This is a genomic window from Bordetella tumbae (assembly GCF_965139195.1).
GTDB classification, from domain to species: Bacteria; Pseudomonadota; Gammaproteobacteria; order Burkholderiales; family Burkholderiaceae_B; genus Bordetella_A; species Bordetella_A tumbae.
Genome location: NZ_CBCSJH010000001.1, coordinates 304,185 through 318,699 on the forward strand (window position 1 = coordinate 304,185; position 14,515 = coordinate 318,699).

Here is a 14,515-nt window from a genome sequence, read left to right on the forward strand (position 1 = left end):
CGTTATTCAGCGCTGTGCTCGAGATGGCCTTTCGTGAATGATGAGTGCTCCAACCTCAGTGGCCTGCTGTGTCAGCGTCGTTCGTCCGGCCTGCCGTGCGCGTCAGGCCTTGTTCCGGTCACCTAGTAAAGGAGCCTTTCAAGCATGCTCGCTGCCGCGTGTCATTGAGGGCTGGTTTTAAGCCGGTTTGTTTTTGATTGCCGGACTGGGAAGCACGCTGGGCGGATGCTGATTTCCCCCTGGTTGCAGCGCGTAGAGCTTTGCCTGAAGGTCACTCATCACTCCACTGAGCGTCTTCAGTGGCTCTCCGACCGTTCCAGAGCGGTCTACGCCAGGATTCAGTTTTTTGCTTTGTTCGCCTCGGGCATTAGACGGATCAGAATTCAGCAAGGCGTCAAAGCGATCTTGCGCACTCTTGTCTGGCACGCTGGGAAGTGTTTGGAGTTGTGTGTGGGGCAGAGTGGGCGAAGAAGCCGGATTAATCGTCATGATAAGCACCTCGAAAAACAAAAAATACGCGGAAAGAACCGTCATTTAGAAAGGCTTGCTTGCAGGCCAAAATGATGATTCCAATATCCTCGACGGATTGAGATGACGCTAGAAAGTAGACCTACGGTGTAGTCGGGCTAGTACCATACCCTTTGATGAATTCCGAGGCTGTGCGGTGCACCCAACCAGCCGTACCTATTCGGGATTGCGCCGATGATGTTCTCACGTTCCGTATTGCTTCCAGTTCTTCTGCTGCCTCGTTGTGAATTTTTTTGGCTACGTTGACGAGATCAGCGATTTTTTTGGGCTCTGAGCTATCTCCAGCCTTAACGGAGCGCTCCGATAGCCCAAACCCAAATCTATGGGCACGCGAAATCAGTTCGTTGTAGTCGCGGGCGACTCCCTCAGGTAGACCCCGGTGCACCCCCGATGGTCTTGGGCGTAGTGTTTTCCCTGTGTGCGTTGTATTCGCCCTGGTTTCGTTAGAATCCTCGGTACGCTTTCCAGGCAGAATACTCAGCAGTGCGCTGACTGTGGCGTCACCCGCGGCGATCAAATTCGAAGTCACTGCGTTGAACAATGAGACCGGCAGCGTGGCGACATACCAGCCATACGTGGCTAAGCTCGAAAGGAAGCCTGCTTTGTGATTGGATGCGTTTTCTTGAGCTTTGCTGCCGTGCTCACCGTCCCCGGGTTCAATTCTTTTTCCGTGCAATGGGCCCATTCCGTCTACCGGGCCGTTCGTGGCGGCACCGCCATGAACGGGAGATGACGTTCCTGCAATATCATCGAGCGCCTCATGAGTAAAACGAAGCTCGGGGTATTGCACAGAATTATTGTCAGTTTTCATCATGATAGTTTTCCCCTGCTAAGGCTTGTTAGAAAACGCCAGGCGTTGCTCCAGGTCGCCTGGATGAGCAACCCGCTCCAGCGCGCCGTTGGTATATCGCCGCCAGAATGTGGCGGTTTGGGTAAAGGCACCGGCCACGTTGGCCAGCGAATGTGCATCCAACAAGACCAATGGGATACGTAACGACATGGCCAACGTGTTGCCGCTCACCCCTAACGTGGCGCCGCCAGTAGCGGCCCAGAGATAGTTGGCCTCCATAGCGACTTGCAGAATCTCGGCGGTACGTTCGGCCAAGATTTCGCCCAGCGCGGAAAACAGAACGACGTCTCCCGCCTGATCGTCTCCTTCGTAAAACAAACTGATGGTGATGCCATCGTTGATGAGTTCCTTCGTTTTCAGAAATTGCTCGATCGATGGCAATCCGATTTCGCCTGCGAACGCGGTCAACAAAGCCACATAACGGGAAGACATGGCACAGTCCTTTCAGTTTTAAGTAAGCTTGACGTCTTAGGTGTTGGCGGCCAGTAAGTTGGCAGCGATCGTGTTGTTATCCGTGTCGTTACGAGTGGCAGCAGGGATGGCCACCGCCGTCTCATCAGGCGCCGCAGCGAACGGACTGAGTCTGTTCCATAGCCCCGCCACGAAACCGCCAGTGGTCGTAGCGACCGATACTGCAGGGCTGAGCAATGCATTCGCGAGACCGCCCGCCGCCATGATCTGGTTGCTGGCCGACTGAAACTGAGTTCCTACAACTTCGGCGCCTGTTTGTACCGCGCTGCTTGCATAGCCCACCGCAGCACTGCCCAGAGACTGCGCGCCGCTTGACGCGCGGGTGACCATGTACTGAGCTACGATGAGCGCGCTATTGCGTGCGATCTGCACATACGAAATGTTGCCACCGAGAGCTTCCTGATTGTGATGAAGCAGTGCGGCTACGGCCTTATACTCGGGGACGTCGGGGTGCTTGAAATCACCCTTATCGATATAGGGACGCAGATGCTGGATGGCAAGCTTGACCGCTAATGTCGGGATGGCCCGTCGAACCCAGGAGCGTTCCTTGTTATCGGTTTGCGGGTCGCTCTGTGCCAGCGATTTTTCTAGGCCGTTTGCCGCCGCTGTCCCTGTCTGCGCCGTGTCCTGTTCGGGTTGTGGGTCAGGGATTCTTGCTGCCGCATTTTGGGTGTTTGGATTGTCCTTATCCCGTTGTATCGCATATTCGTCCGCCCGTCGTTGCGCGAGCTCCTGCAACTTCAGCGCTTTTTCGGCTTCTTCCGCCGCCTGTTTTACAGCCTCATTCTCCAGGCGTTCCAGGTTCTTCTCAACGGTATTAATCAGCAACGCTTCCAGACCATCCCAGCCGCCATATTCTGGAATGGCGACATACGTGCCAATAATACTCTGCGCAGGTAACTCAGTCGTTCTGGACAGGGTGGAGGCTAAAAGATGCTTGAGACCAAAGTCGGCCGGAATGGCTTTTAACAAGACATTCAAAGCATTCTCGATACGCTCAGCATTTCTTGTGTCCGGGTCGGTCATGAGCACCATGCCGATTGCTTCGCTTAACGCTTTGAATCGCACGGCATTTTCGCGGGCCTTTTCGATGCCCGCCTGGGCCTTCTCGTAGGCTTCCTGAGCATCTTTTGCATCTATCTGCTCATTGGTATCCATTATTACAAAGTCGCTGATATCGACGTCCTGCTTGGGTAAGTCAGTCAGCAAAACTTTGCTCTGAGTATCCGCTTTCGATGAGCCGACCAGAGCCGCTTTATTCTCGTCCATACCGTCATCCGATGCATCGACTAGCACGAAATCATCCTCGTCGTCCGCGATTGCATCGACCAGCACAAACTCGTCTACCTCCTTGTCTATTTCATCTTGCGCCGCGGTGGGTTCGGCCTCCTGCAGGGCAAGTTTGGCATTCGCTTGCTCTAGCGCGTTGCCGGCCTTGGCCAGAACTTTAACTGCGTTGAGGTGAACTTGCGCAGCCAGCGCCGTGGTCAATTCGGCCACGTTGCGGATGAATGGCTCATCGACCAGCGGCTTCGTGGGCGTGTAGTTGGTCAACGCTTCCGTACAATTCTCATCGTTAATCAGATACGCATGCAGGCACCCGGCTGCAAGTTTCAATTCCGGTTTCGTGTAGAACTCCTCCTTCAGCTGAAATGACGGGCTCTCCACGATTGCCCGGTCGACCAGGATTCGCAGGAAATCAGTGCCCACACCTACGCCGGCCAAAATCAAGCGATTGGTGTAAGTGAAGTCTCTGTCTGGAACGAGGGCATTTTGGATTCTGTCGGTGAGCGTATCCCAGCCATGATCGTGGGCATACGCGCCCAGGAGCTGGTGAATGGCTTGTTTGCCGATGTAGTTGTTGATCAGATTCTGCGCAAGATTAATGGCAGGTTCTTTGGCTTCATCAGGAATCTTGCCGGCGGTCGCTTGCTTGTCCAAGGTATGCGTCAGCAACTCTTTGACACTGGCAGAAAACTGCTCATCATCAGTGCCGCGCAGAATTTGATCAGCATATCCAATCAGCTGGGCGCCGGTGATGCCCGCAATGGACTCCGCATACTTGTCGACGGCTTTGTGGGTTCCAGCGATACTCAATCCCAGTCCGATCGCTTGGTGGAGAACGGCTTCGGCGAGCGTGTTGCGGGTGACTCGACCGCCAGTGATGCGTGAGACCAGGTCATTCAGGTTGTCAGCGTAATTCAGAGCACCGAACGCAGCGGTGTTCACCACGAGCGAGATAGATTGGTAGACAGGGATGTGCATGATAATTAACCAAAAAAGAAGTTAAAACCCCGACTGCGTCACGATGAGCTGGAAGGCAGCATTGCTGCGCCGAGATCAAACGCGTGAGTACTCAAGGCATGCGAACGAGCAAGGCTTATCCATGGACAGGCAGAGCCTGAGCGACGTTGACTGCGGCCTGTACGACTTTTTGCTCCCAGTCCTCGATCAGATGGGGCAAATAGGCAGCCCAGCGGCCAGCCTGATTAACGAGGGCTTCCAGTTGTGCAATCGCCGCGTGACTATCCAGATCCGCGAGTGAAATGGTCTTGAACAAAATCACCTGATCCTGCTGAGGTTCGAAGCCAAACATGCAGCCGTCTGTTGCGGCACCGAACATATGGGCTTGCAACAGCATGGCAAAGAACGCATCCCGATGCGTCGCAGGAGCATTGCTTAAGAAGCAATAGGCATGTGTGATGTCTTTGCTCTTGTCGTGATGGATGTTTTCCCGCAGCTTGCTGTCCATGTACATAAAGGCCGTTGCGAGCCGGCCCACTTCGTCCCTGTGCTGATCTGGCAGGGCGGCGATGTGATGAGGCACGTTTCCCTCGACCCGCAGTGCCTGATCAGGGAGTTGTCGTGCATACGATGTCAACCGTTTGAGAGGCTGTACGATGCGTGCGGCGAAAAACCATGCGCTCAATAGCGCAGCCAATGACATGGCGCCGAAGATCAGGGCCTGGCTGCGCAGCAGTTTGCGGGCCGGGGCGCTCAAGTCATTTTCAGGGACCGCCGCTACGATGGTCCAATGCAGTGGCGCATAGTGTGCGCTGTCAATTTTCCAAGGGCCTCGTGATCCGTCGACCTGCAGGCCGTGGAGATTTGCGCGAGTGGGGGCATTCAGACGTTGGCGTAATGTCTGGCCGTCGTCGAAGCGATTATCGAGAAAGCCATGATGTGTATCTGGGGGGGCGACGACGAAGCGCCCGTCATCGGCAACAATAAACACAAAACCGGAATGCGCCAGTTTCATTGGTAATAACGTCGTCCGCACGGCGTTCTCCATCTGTGTGCGGTATTCCTCAATCTGTTCGATGACATCTGCAGCACTGTCGCTGACGGCCAAGACCCAGTTCCACGGACCAAAATAATCGAAATAAGCGTAGCGTGAGTTGTCGTCGTCCCCAACCAGCGCCTGAAAGTCTTGCTGAATACGGCCGGCAGGCTCAGTCGAGGTCGGCCTGCGGTAGATCGCAAAGCTATAACCGGAATCGCGGCTTTCTTCGAGCGAAGACTGTGCAAGCGGCCGATTCTTGTAGTCATTTATTGACGAGAGATCGCGGCCTCTCATCGCCGGATATCCGCTGGCCAGCACGATGTATCGAGTATCAAAGACAAAGGCATAGCGATCGCCGTCGAAATGCAATTGGTTGATCCATTCCCGTGCCAGATCTTGAGCCATCGCTTTTGTGATGAAGCCCTCGTCGGCTAGCCTTGCATACGATTCCAGCGTAGCTTCAATGAGTTTGCCGGTTTGCATCAGCTGGCGTCTACCATTGCGTACGATAGATACTTTGTTGTTGAGCATGGCGCCCCAGCGTGCTGCTGCGTCGTGCTGGATGAGGTCAAGCACGTTGCTGATGGCGTGCTGCTCGCTGGTCATGACGGTATCGGTCACATTGCGTTGCGACGTCAGCATGACCACAATGGCGATCGCTGCCAGAATCGCAGTTACCAGCGCGAAAATCTTGCTATGTAGCGATTGGAATGACATGAATCGGTAAGTTAGCGCTCAAGCCGGTAAACAGCGCAGCGGCGATCGTGCCAGCATGGCGGGCGATTTCTTCGGCTGGTAGTTCGGCGGTGCCCCAAAGCGTGACGGGCATGCCCGGCTCGGCATGAGGAATGGGTGTGAGATCGACGGCCATGAGATCCATGCAGACATGGCCACACAATGTGGTTCGTATTCCATTAACCAGAACTGGCGTTCCTGTGCCGGCCTGCCGAGGGTAACCATGGACGTAGCCGCAAGCGACGATGCCTATGGGCATTGCGCGCGGGGTGACGAACGCGCCGCCATAGCCCAGAGACGTGTTGCCGGGTAAGGTCTGGATAGAGATCAGTTCGGACTGTAATAGCAAGGCTGGCCGCAATCCTAATTGGGGGCCGGCGCGATGCGCCAACGGGCTTGCTCCGTAAAGCATAAGGCCCGGGCGTACCCAGTCGTTTGTCGCGCTATGTTCCTGATGCAGTAGCAGCGCTGCAGAGTTGCTCGTGGAGACAGGGCCTGACAGGCCGCGAATGGTCTTCATGAACTGTTGGCTGGCACGGCGGATGCCGTCTACGCTATCTGATTGCGCGTAATGATTGAAATGGCCGACCATGCGAATCTGACCGGCTCGGCGCATGGCTTCAGCGATTTCATACGCCTGACGATACGTGCACGTATTCATGCCGGTGTAGTTGAGATCGCCCACATAACGCAGCCATACCGACGGAGGGTGATCAGGTGAGTGCGTTCGTAACCAGGAGAGTTGTGACGGATGATGAATGACTAGATGTAGTTCAGGGTCATGCAATGGCTGCACGTCGTCTATTGAAGCCAGGCCGTTCAACATGAGAATGGGGCCTCGCCATCCAGCACGCCGGCAGGCTTGCCGTTCGGCGTCGTTCGATACGGCCAGTCCATCAACCTGCGCCAGCCCCGCTATCACGTTGGCGATGCCGTGGCCGTACGCATCGCCTTTCACCGTTGCCCAGATACGCGGCGGATGATTACCCCGCAACACTGTACGTAAGCAGGCAGCGTTGTGTGCAACGGCGTTGAGGTCCACCTGCACACGTGTCAACCGGCTTTTCGAGGTCTCGGAATGGGGGGGGGAGTTCATGCAACAGGAACGGACGATCAATTGGCAATGCGAAATTACGGTTGGGCAATGAGCCTGAGTAACTTCAGACAAAAATTAGTTCCATGCGAGCAGACGCCAAGAATGACTGCTCATTGTTTACATCATGGGGCGGTTCATTAGGTCTGCCAGCAATGTCATGCAGTTTTTTTGATCGCGACGCACATAAGACATGCCTGATAAATAGTGGCGCATGAGACGCAAGCCATGTCCGCCTAAATGTGCTGCGTCCAGCGAGGTGGCCAATGGCGGGGTGATGGGTTGAGTGGGGTCATATGGTTGGCCATTGTCGATGATTTCGAGACGAACCTGGGCGGGCGTCAACGTGCAACGTAAGCGAATGGTGCGTGGTGTTGAATCGTCATTCGTGCGATGATTGCCATCGGCATGGTCAGTGGTCTGAAACGCATAGGAAACGATGTTGGTGAGCGCTTCATCCAGGCTGAGTGTCAGGGCAAACGCCACTGCTGATGGCCAGTTTTCACGACGACAAATGGTCTCCAGCCACTGAGTGGCCGACTTCACAGTGTTTCCATCGGGAATGAGGTCAAGCGTATCGGTCTGCGGGAACATGTTGACGTACCATCCGTCCCATGAATGATTGGTGGGCTTGCACTTAATGCGCATTTACGAGGCAATGAAATGGCGCTTGCAATCGAAAAAATCGAAGACACCGTGGTGATATCTGCCGAAGGGCAGATCAATAGCGGCAATGCGTCGGCGATCGAGGCAGAGTTGTTATCACAGGTCGATAAAGGTGAGCATCGGATCGTATTGGACCTGGCTCTGCTCAGCTATATTTCCAGCGCTGGATTACGCGTGGTGCTGTTGTTGGCCAAGCGTCTCAAACAGGTAAATGGAAAATTGGTCTTGTGTGCGTTGCAATCACGGGTGCGCGAGGTGTTTGATATCAGCGGGTTTCTGTCCATCCTGGCGGTGGTGGAGACACGTGAAGAAGCCTTGCGTACTACTGCTGTGGACTGAGCTTGTCCGTCGTTCCGTTCACGGCTGGTGAACGGACTGGCCAGGCGATGGCGCTCGTATGTGTCCGGGTAGATAGCGTCATGCAAAGGCAGGCTCAGCAGCAGTGCCGGGCGAAGACGGCGCTGCTAATTCGACGGCTGCCGTTCTTTCGATGAAGGGCTTCCACCGCAGCGCGATATCCACAAAGGCGCCGATCATGTCGGCGAAGCCTTTGGCGTGGCACAAGGGCAGTGGCGTACGGCCTGCGAGCAACACGGCGCCGGTGCCATATTGCAGACCCAAGGTACAACCTCCCGTACCTGTCCATAGCGCGTTGGCTTGCAGCATGAGGACGTGAAGCGATTCACTGTGGTCCGGAACGCCCAGATTGGTACAGAACACGATATCCCCGATATCGTCGTCGCCATCCAGCATCAGGCTGACAGTGATGCCATTGATCACTATTTCTTGTGTAGCCAGCAGCCACTGCACAGGTTCCAGACCCATGATGGCGGCGTAGTTTCTGAGTAGATGTTCGTAGCGTGACATGACGACCTCGATGGTGGCGAAAGGACGACGAGCGCGAGCCGCTCGGGAATGACAGCGAACGTTGGTAACGCCTGGCGGGTTCCTGGTTCCAATGACACGCTTGTGGGGAAAATTGCCGAGACGCTTGATGGTTCGTTCGCCGTGTACACATCGGAGGGGTGGCGTCGTTGTCTATTTGTACTGATTATGTTCGTTTAATAAAGGGTTTACCCTCATAAATGTGCAATATTGGCTGGAGTTACATATTGAATTGTTTTTTTATTGTATTTTTATGCGTGTTTAGATTGGATCAGCCGGAACAAAATGAAGATCGCGTTAATTGGTTGTGGTGAGGTGGGGCATTGTTATGCCCAGGCTTGGTTAGCTGCGGGGCACGAGATCGCCGCCGTGTGCGAATTGCGGCAGGATGCCGACATGCAGGCCCGTGTGCAGAGCTATGGAGCGGCGTTGCATGCGACGCCGGGGCCTTGGTTGGCCGATGTGGATCTGGTGGTATCGGCTGTGTTTGGCTACGCGGCTCAAGAAGTGGCTGCGCAGGCGTTGCCATATCTGGGCAGTAATGCACTGTTTGCGGATTTCACGACAGCCAGTGCGGCAGACATGCGTGCGGCTGCGGCGGTTGCTGCCACGCACGGCGTACCCTTTGCAGACGTCGCGATCATGGGGGCCATTGCCCTGCTCGGGGCGCGTACCCCGTTGCTGACGGCCGGGACGGGCGCCGCTGCCGTCGTCGAGTTTGCCCAGGCCTGCGATATTCCCGCCCAAGCGATCGATGGGCAGGCCGGCGATGCCGTGCAGTTGAAGCTCCTGCGCAGCATCATGACCAAGGGCATGGAAAGCCTGGCGGTCGAGTGCCTGGTCGCTGCGGAAAAGCTCGGTCTGCGCAACGCCTTGTATGACGTATTAGGAGATATCGACCGTACGCCGCTGACAAAATTTATCGATTCGTTTGTGCGTTCTCATGTGCTGCACGCGCCGCGTCGCCTGGCAGAGGTGCGAGAGGCGCGCGAACAATTGGTCGAAGCGGGCTTGCAGCCTTTGGTGCTCGATGGCGTCGAACGTTTATTCGCCCGTACGACACAAGGGATCAACGACGCCCGCGCGGCGCAAGGTGGCGCGCCGTTGGAGTTACCCGATACCGTGCAGGCCCGCTTGGCTTGGTTGACGCCTTTGGCCCAGGAAAAGTGATTTTACCGCCGCGCCTTGATGTAGCGCGCGGCGCAATGGATACTCACGCCAAGGTCGGCGCTACGCAAAGAATTACTACGCAAGGCCAACGCCGTGTTGGCGTGGCCCTGCTTACGATAGAAAGAGGAAGACAATGCAAGTCCTAAAGAAAATGATGGCAGCTGCCGTGCTGGTATCGTGCTCGGCCGCTGCTGTGGCAGCCGATATGGCGGGTTCACCTATTACGTTCATTTCGCCGTTCCCGCCGGGAGGCGGTACCGACACACTGACCCGTATGATGGCAACGGCCATCGGCCAGGATCAGGGTTGGAACATCGTCGTCGAGAACAAGCCGGGGGCGGGCGGCAATCTGGCGTTGGACGCCACGGCACGTGCAAAGCCCGACGGCCATACGCTGGTCATGGCGCAGACTGACAACATCGTGCTCAATCCGTGGCTATATAAAAAGCTGAGCTATGACACGTTCAAGGATTTCAAGCCGGTAGGATTGGTGGCCTCGTCTCCCAGCGTGTTTGTGGTGCTGCCCGATTCGCCCTATAAAACCCTGGACGATGTGGTGAAAGCAGCCAAGGCCAAGCCGGGGGAGGTGTCTCTGGGTATCCCCGGCATTGGCGGCAGCGGTGATTTGATCGGTTATCTGTGGCGCAGCGCCGCCGGTATGGAGTTGATGCATGTCCCATATCGTGGCTGGTCGCAGGCCTTTCCCGATTTGATGAGCGGCCGGATCGCGCTGTACACCGGATCCGTCGCGTCGCTGTTGCCGCAGATCAGCAGCGGCAAAGTGCGTGCGCTGGCCGTAGTTGCCGATGAACGTTCGCCAGCACTGCCCGATGTGCCGACGTTTGTGGAGAGCGGGTTCAAGACCATTAACCAAACGATTTGGTGGGGCTTGATGGCGCCGGGCCAAACGCCCGATGACGTGATTGCAACTTTGAATGGTGCGGTCAACCAGGCGTTGGGCAAGCCCGAGCTGGTCAAGAAACTCGAGCAGGCTGGTTATAGTGTCATGAAGGGCACACCCGAGGATCTGGCGAAACGTCATCGCACCGATCACGATGTCTTTGGCAAAGTGGTGCAGCAAGCCGGTATCCCGCAGCAATAACGATATTCTTCCCTATTTGGAGCGCTTTCATGATCGGTTTTGAAATTCTTTCCCGCAAGCGTGCTGTCAGCGCCGAGCTCGTCGAGAAATTTCGCAAGTTGCCGGTGGCAAATATCAGCGACTGCATGTCGCGTATGGCTGCAGGTGGTGCGCGCCTGCGGCCCATGCATGACGGTACGTTGCTGGCCGGCCCCGCGCTGACGGTGCGCACGCGTCCGGGTGACAACCTGATGGTGCACAAGGCGTTGGGTCTGGCTCAGCCCGGCGATGTGATCGTGGTCGATGCCGGCGGCGATCTGACCAACGCCATCATTGGTGAAATCATGACCTCGTATGCCGAGTCGCGCGGTATCGCGGGCATCATCATCAATGGTGCCATTCGTGATTCGGGCACCATCCGCCGGAGCGCCTTTCCGGTGTATGCCGCAGGTGTAACGCATCGTGGCCCCTACAAAGATGGCCCGGGCGTGATCAACGGCACGGTCGCGCTCGATGGCATGACGATTGAGCCGGGCGATCTGATTCTGGGTGACGAGGATGGTCTGCTGTGCATTCCGTTCGATCAAGCCGAGGAGATCTACCAAAAGGCCTCTGCCAAGCACGCGGCAGAAGAAGTCACGCTGGCAGAGATCGCCGCGGGCAAGCTGAACACGTCTTGGGTTGATGCGCGGTTGCAGGAATTGGGCTGCGCGCTGCCTGCTCAGAAATAAGCAGGCGGGTAGTCCGTCACGACGGCCTCGAAGTCCGCTATGCGGGCTTTGGGGCCGTTTTGCGTTGGTTACGGAACAGGCGATGGGTGGCAGCCAAGTGCAACCGCATCGCGCTTTCCGCATAGTCCGGGTCGCGCGCACGTATGGCAGCGATGATCTGATTGTGCTGTTCCACGCTGCTCAGCATATCGTCCCGGCTATAGAAATAGAACGATCCGATGATGATAGGCATGTCCAGCAGGCTTTCGACCAAAGTGCGTACGCGAGCGGATTGCGCAGCGGCCAGCAAGGCGTGATGAAAGCGATTGTTGTAGTGCTGTACTTCGGCGACGTGGTCTTCGTCTTGGGACTGGACCGCGTGCAGCATGCTGGCATTGATGCTCGTTAGGTCATTGATCTGCTCGGCACTGGCGCGCAGGGCCGCCGAGCGCGCGGCATAGGGCTCCAGCAGCAGGCGCAGCTCGAACGCCTCAGTGATGTCGCGATCCAGCCAACCCAGGACGATGGCGCCACGGCGTTCCTCGCGAGTGACCAAGCCATCATTGATCAGCCGTTCGATTGCACTGCGTACTGGCGTGCGGCTGACGTCGAGCTCGCTGGCGATGTGTTCCTCGCGTAGCCGCTCGCCGGGCAGAAAAGCGCCGGACATCAAACGGCGGCGAAGCTCTGCATAGACCAGATCGCTGGCGCTAGGCATGCTCGAAATCTCTGGCGGTGAAGGGGGGGCTCATGATCGTTGGTGCTTCTGTCGCGGCATGGGGGGGGGGTGATATGTGTGATGACGGTGATTATGACCTGCTCGTGCAGGCAAGAAAAGAGGCGTCTGCTTCGTCCTGTGTGCTTCTGCCTGTCTGAATCCCGTTGCTATGAATACCCTTTCGTCACGTCGAGGTGAAGGTGTACCAAGATAGCCAGCATGGCAATACCGTTTGCGCCCGTATCACACCATCAGCTGTCTGAAGTTCGGGTGTTCCCAGTTTTCCAGCTGCTCTAGCTGTTGCCGTTCGCTGTGGCCGAGCTTGGCATGGCGTGCGAGTTCTGCGATGACAGACGCACGTGCGGCGGCCAATGCTTCTTTTGACATGTTTTGATAATCGTCAGCCGCGAGGATGGAGCGATCCGCCTGGTGTACGCGGTGGGTGGCATGCAGGCGATTGGCGATATGATCGTCGTCTCGCAAGGGAATGATTGCTGGCTGTATGCCGAATGTGCCTGGGTCTTTTACCAAACGGATACGCAATGCAAAGGCGCCAGTATTTTCGTCTATGGTGCGTTCGAACTGTACGCCACGGCAGCCGCGCGGAAAGCCGGCATAATAGTCATGCAGCTGAAAGACACCTGGTTTCATGGCGTCATTCTGTTCTGTAGCATCGACCATGCTGACCGTATAGGTCGTCGGTGCCTGCATGAGGAAGTCATAAAAATGGCTGTGAGGATCGTCGATCAACAAGCTGTTGTCCGGCAAGCGGCGCACGGTCGGCGCAGCTGCGTCGCGAGCGACCTCTGCTGGATGGTCCGCCGCGGCATCGAGGTACCACGTCAAGGCGCGCGTGGTGGTTAGGTTGGAACTCACTGCCATCGATCCGAGGTCGCTTGAACATACGACAGTCCCTGGCGTGGGATCGTCGCTGATCACCAGCGCGTGGGCGATGTGCTGACCCATGTGGAGCTGATTGCGAACCTCAGCTTGCGGAGGGGAAAAACCGCAGGCTTGGCGGTACTGTTCTTGCGAGTTGCGAAAGCTGGCATTGACGATACTGGGCCCCTCGATGGGTGTAGTAAGGGCCCGGATCAGGGATTTGCCTTCTCCATTTTGATAGGCGGTCTCTGCCCGGTAGGCGGTATAGCGGTCTAACAATGTGCCGGGAATCGCGATGACGCGATGGATCGTTTGGCCCACACTAGATAGACCGTATCCGATGGCATTGCCGACAGTCGAGAGGTTGGCATTGACGGCGGCAAAGAGCTCTTGAAATGCCTGCTGGGCGCTGGCGAGCATGGACAGGGATTGTTGACGTTGTTCGCCATCGCCCATATTCAAGGAATCGATGCAGAGGCCGGCGGCATTGGCGTACTCAGTGCTTGCCGGGGCCGCGGGAGCGGTATTAATGGCCTCGGTGAGTGCGGTGAGTTTGCTTTCGAGCGTCCGGACGCGTTGTTGGCGTTCCGCTGCCACGGCGATCACACGGTCCATCGCATTTTTGCGTAGGGCTTCGTGTTGGATAAGCGGCTGGAGTTTGCGTTGACGTTGCTCGACTGCTTGCATGGCGTCTTGAATGGCCAGGTTGATGGCATTTTGACGCGCCTGATCGGGGAGGTTACGCACAGTGTTGAGACCGATATAGCCGCCTCCGAGCAGGGCTGCCGTTTGTGCAAAAAAATTCCCCGTCAGACCGGCGGCATAGGGCAGGCCTGCAGCCACGGCGCCCCAACCCACGGCAGAGGTCGCAGCGGCGCCGCCGCCTCGCAGAAAATAGCCCCAAGAGCGGACATATTCGCTATTGGTTTGTGCGTGTCCCGGCTGCAAAGACGGCGGCATGACGGGCTGGTGCTGAGGGTCTTGGTTGTGTAGTTCCCTGTCGAGCTCGCGTAGTACACCGTCGATCTCGTTGAGCAGCTTCTGGATCTCGGCACAGTTGCGCTCATAGAGCGACGGACGCGGGGCGGGGACCGCTGAGGTGGCTGATAGTGTCGCGTCTTCTTGGGCGGCATAGGGGGCTGCTGACCATAACCATTGAGCCCCCTGGGCGGCGTGGCGCGGAAGCGCGGCCAGACCGCTAAAAAGGAAGGCAATCCCGTTTGATACGTCGGATGCTTCTGGCGACGGCGCGGCTGCCGTGTTGGCGGCTACGCTGGATTCCTTTACCGTTGCGGATGGACGGCCTTCGACGGCGGCTTGGTTTTCTGGCTGACTAGAAAGATCGTCGCCATTCAAATCGAAGACGTCTGGCTCCAGGCTGAAGGTTGGGAACAGGTTGAGGATAGGGAGGACCACGTTTGCCTCGCTCGTGACAGAGGGAAC

General features: G+C 56.8%; 14 protein-coding genes. 4 read left to right on the top strand and 10 right to left on the bottom strand.

Features of this window, described 5'->3' with window-relative positions; all coding sequences use genetic code 11:
- Window positions 1-177 precede the first annotated feature (177 nt).
- From ACNA0J_RS01455 to ACNA0J_RS01485, 7 genes are all read right to left on the bottom strand, one after another.
- Entirely contained in the window at window positions 178-534 is a 357-nt protein-coding gene (locus tag ACNA0J_RS01455) for a hypothetical protein (protein ID WP_415815667.1), read from the bottom strand.
- Window positions 535-610: 76 nt separating this feature from the next.
- Window positions 611-1,342 carry a hypothetical protein gene (locus tag ACNA0J_RS01460; RefSeq protein WP_415815669.1) on the bottom strand — a complete coding sequence of 244 codons (732 nt, stop codon included), beginning with the start codon at window positions 1,340-1,342 and terminating at the stop codon, window positions 611-613.
- 15 nt (window positions 1,343-1,357) lie between these two features.
- Window positions 1,358-1,810 (bottom strand): type III secretion system chaperone, encoded by a 453-nt coding sequence (locus ACNA0J_RS01465; protein WP_415815671.1) that lies wholly within the window; start codon window positions 1,808-1,810, stop codon window positions 1,358-1,360.
- Between the two features lie 36 nt (window positions 1,811-1,846).
- A complete protein-coding gene (locus ACNA0J_RS01470; protein ID WP_415815673.1) occupies window positions 1,847-4,114 on the bottom strand; it encodes a hypothetical protein in 2,268 nt (755 codons plus the stop codon).
- 115 nt (window positions 4,115-4,229) lie between these two features.
- On the bottom strand, window positions 4,230-5,849 hold the full coding sequence (locus ACNA0J_RS01475; RefSeq protein ID WP_415815675.1) for a cache domain-containing protein: 1,620 nt from the start codon (window positions 5,847-5,849) through the stop codon (window positions 4,230-4,232).
- Window positions 5,827-6,963, bottom strand: a complete 1,137-nt coding sequence (gene alr / locus ACNA0J_RS01480; RefSeq protein WP_415815677.1) for an alanine racemase — start codon at window positions 6,961-6,963, stop codon at window positions 5,827-5,829. The genes ACNA0J_RS01475 and alr overlap by 23 nt, the downstream gene beginning before the upstream one ends.
- Window positions 6,964-7,080: 117 nt before the next feature.
- Window positions 7,081-7,506 carry an ATP-binding protein gene (locus ACNA0J_RS01485; RefSeq protein WP_415815679.1) on the bottom strand — a complete coding sequence of 142 codons (426 nt, stop codon included), beginning with the start codon at window positions 7,504-7,506 and terminating at the stop codon, window positions 7,081-7,083.
- Between the two features lie 117 nt (window positions 7,507-7,623).
- Between ACNA0J_RS01485 and ACNA0J_RS01490 the strand changes: the two genes are divergently transcribed.
- Window positions 7,624-7,965, top strand: a complete 342-nt coding sequence (locus tag ACNA0J_RS01490; RefSeq protein ID WP_415815681.1) for an STAS domain-containing protein — start codon at window positions 7,624-7,626, stop codon at window positions 7,963-7,965.
- Between the two features lie 78 nt (window positions 7,966-8,043).
- On the opposite strand, the gene ACNA0J_RS01495 is transcribed toward ACNA0J_RS01490, so the two are convergent.
- On the bottom strand, window positions 8,044-8,493 hold the full coding sequence (locus ACNA0J_RS01495; protein WP_415815683.1) for a type III secretion system chaperone: 450 nt from the start codon (window positions 8,491-8,493) through the stop codon (window positions 8,044-8,046).
- 303 nt (window positions 8,494-8,796) lie between these two features.
- On the opposite strand from ACNA0J_RS01495, the gene ACNA0J_RS01500 reads away from it, so the two are divergent.
- The 3 genes from ACNA0J_RS01500 (at window position 8,797) to ACNA0J_RS01510 (ending at window position 11,493) form a co-directional block, all read left to right on the top strand.
- Window positions 8,797-9,681, top strand: coding sequence for an NAD(P)-dependent oxidoreductase (locus ACNA0J_RS01500; protein WP_415815685.1), 885 nt, complete (start codon window positions 8,797-8,799; stop codon window positions 9,679-9,681).
- Window positions 9,682-9,814: 133 nt separating this feature from the next.
- Window positions 9,815-10,783 (top strand): Bug family tripartite tricarboxylate transporter substrate binding protein, encoded by a 969-nt coding sequence (locus ACNA0J_RS01505; RefSeq protein ID WP_415815687.1) that lies wholly within the window; start codon window positions 9,815-9,817, stop codon window positions 10,781-10,783.
- A gap of 29 nt (window positions 10,784-10,812) precedes the next feature.
- Window positions 10,813-11,493 (top strand): RraA family protein, encoded by a 681-nt coding sequence (locus tag ACNA0J_RS01510; RefSeq protein ID WP_415815689.1) that lies wholly within the window; start codon window positions 10,813-10,815, stop codon window positions 11,491-11,493.
- A 37-nt stretch (window positions 11,494-11,530) separates the two neighbouring features.
- On the opposite strand, the gene ACNA0J_RS01515 is transcribed toward ACNA0J_RS01510, so the two are convergent.
- Window positions 11,531-12,190: a GntR family transcriptional regulator gene (locus ACNA0J_RS01515; protein ID WP_415815691.1), complete on the bottom strand. Its 660-nt coding sequence runs from the start codon at window positions 12,188-12,190 to the stop codon at window positions 11,531-11,533.
- A 243-nt stretch (window positions 12,191-12,433) separates the two neighbouring features.
- Window positions 12,434-14,488 carry a hypothetical protein gene (locus ACNA0J_RS01520; protein ID WP_415815693.1) on the bottom strand — a complete coding sequence of 685 codons (2,055 nt, stop codon included), beginning with the start codon at window positions 14,486-14,488 and terminating at the stop codon, window positions 12,434-12,436.
- Between the last annotated feature and the right edge of the window lie 27 nt (window positions 14,489-14,515).

What these genes read in the sequence shown, in the direction of transcription:
- ACNA0J_RS01455 (WP_415815667.1), bottom strand. Translation starts at nt 534, where the DNA reads ATGACGGTTCTTTCCGCGTATTTTTTGTTTTTCGAGGTGCTTATCATG.
- ACNA0J_RS01460 (WP_415815669.1), bottom strand. Translation starts at nt 1,342, where the DNA reads ATGATGAAAACTGACAATAATTCTGTGCAATACCCCGAGCTTCGTTTT.
- ACNA0J_RS01465 (WP_415815671.1), bottom strand. Translation starts at nt 1,810, where the DNA reads ATGTCTTCCCGTTATGTGGCTTTGTTGACCGCGTTCGCAGGCGAAATC.
- ACNA0J_RS01470 (WP_415815673.1), bottom strand. Translation starts at nt 4,114, where the DNA reads ATGCACATCCCTGTCTACCAATCTATCTCGCTCGTGGTGAACACCGCT.
- ACNA0J_RS01475 (WP_415815675.1), bottom strand. Translation starts at nt 5,849, where the DNA reads ATGTCATTCCAATCGCTACATAGCAAGATTTTCGCGCTGGTAACTGCG.
- alr (WP_415815677.1), bottom strand. Translation starts at nt 6,963, where the DNA reads ATGAACTCCCCCCCCCATTCCGAGACCTCGAAAAGCCGGTTGACACGT.
- ACNA0J_RS01490 (WP_415815681.1), top strand. Translation starts at nt 7,624, where the DNA reads ATGGCGCTTGCAATCGAAAAAATCGAAGACACCGTGGTGATATCTGCC.
- ACNA0J_RS01495 (WP_415815683.1), bottom strand. Translation starts at nt 8,493, where the DNA reads ATGTCACGCTACGAACATCTACTCAGAAACTACGCCGCCATCATGGGT.
- ACNA0J_RS01500 (WP_415815685.1), top strand. Translation starts at nt 8,797, where the DNA reads ATGAAGATCGCGTTAATTGGTTGTGGTGAGGTGGGGCATTGTTATGCC.
- ACNA0J_RS01505 (WP_415815687.1), top strand. Translation starts at nt 9,815, where the DNA reads ATGCAAGTCCTAAAGAAAATGATGGCAGCTGCCGTGCTGGTATCGTGC.
- ACNA0J_RS01510 (WP_415815689.1), top strand. Translation starts at nt 10,813, where the DNA reads ATGATCGGTTTTGAAATTCTTTCCCGCAAGCGTGCTGTCAGCGCCGAG.
- ACNA0J_RS01515 (WP_415815691.1), bottom strand. Translation starts at nt 12,190, where the DNA reads ATGCCTAGCGCCAGCGATCTGGTCTATGCAGAGCTTCGCCGCCGTTTG.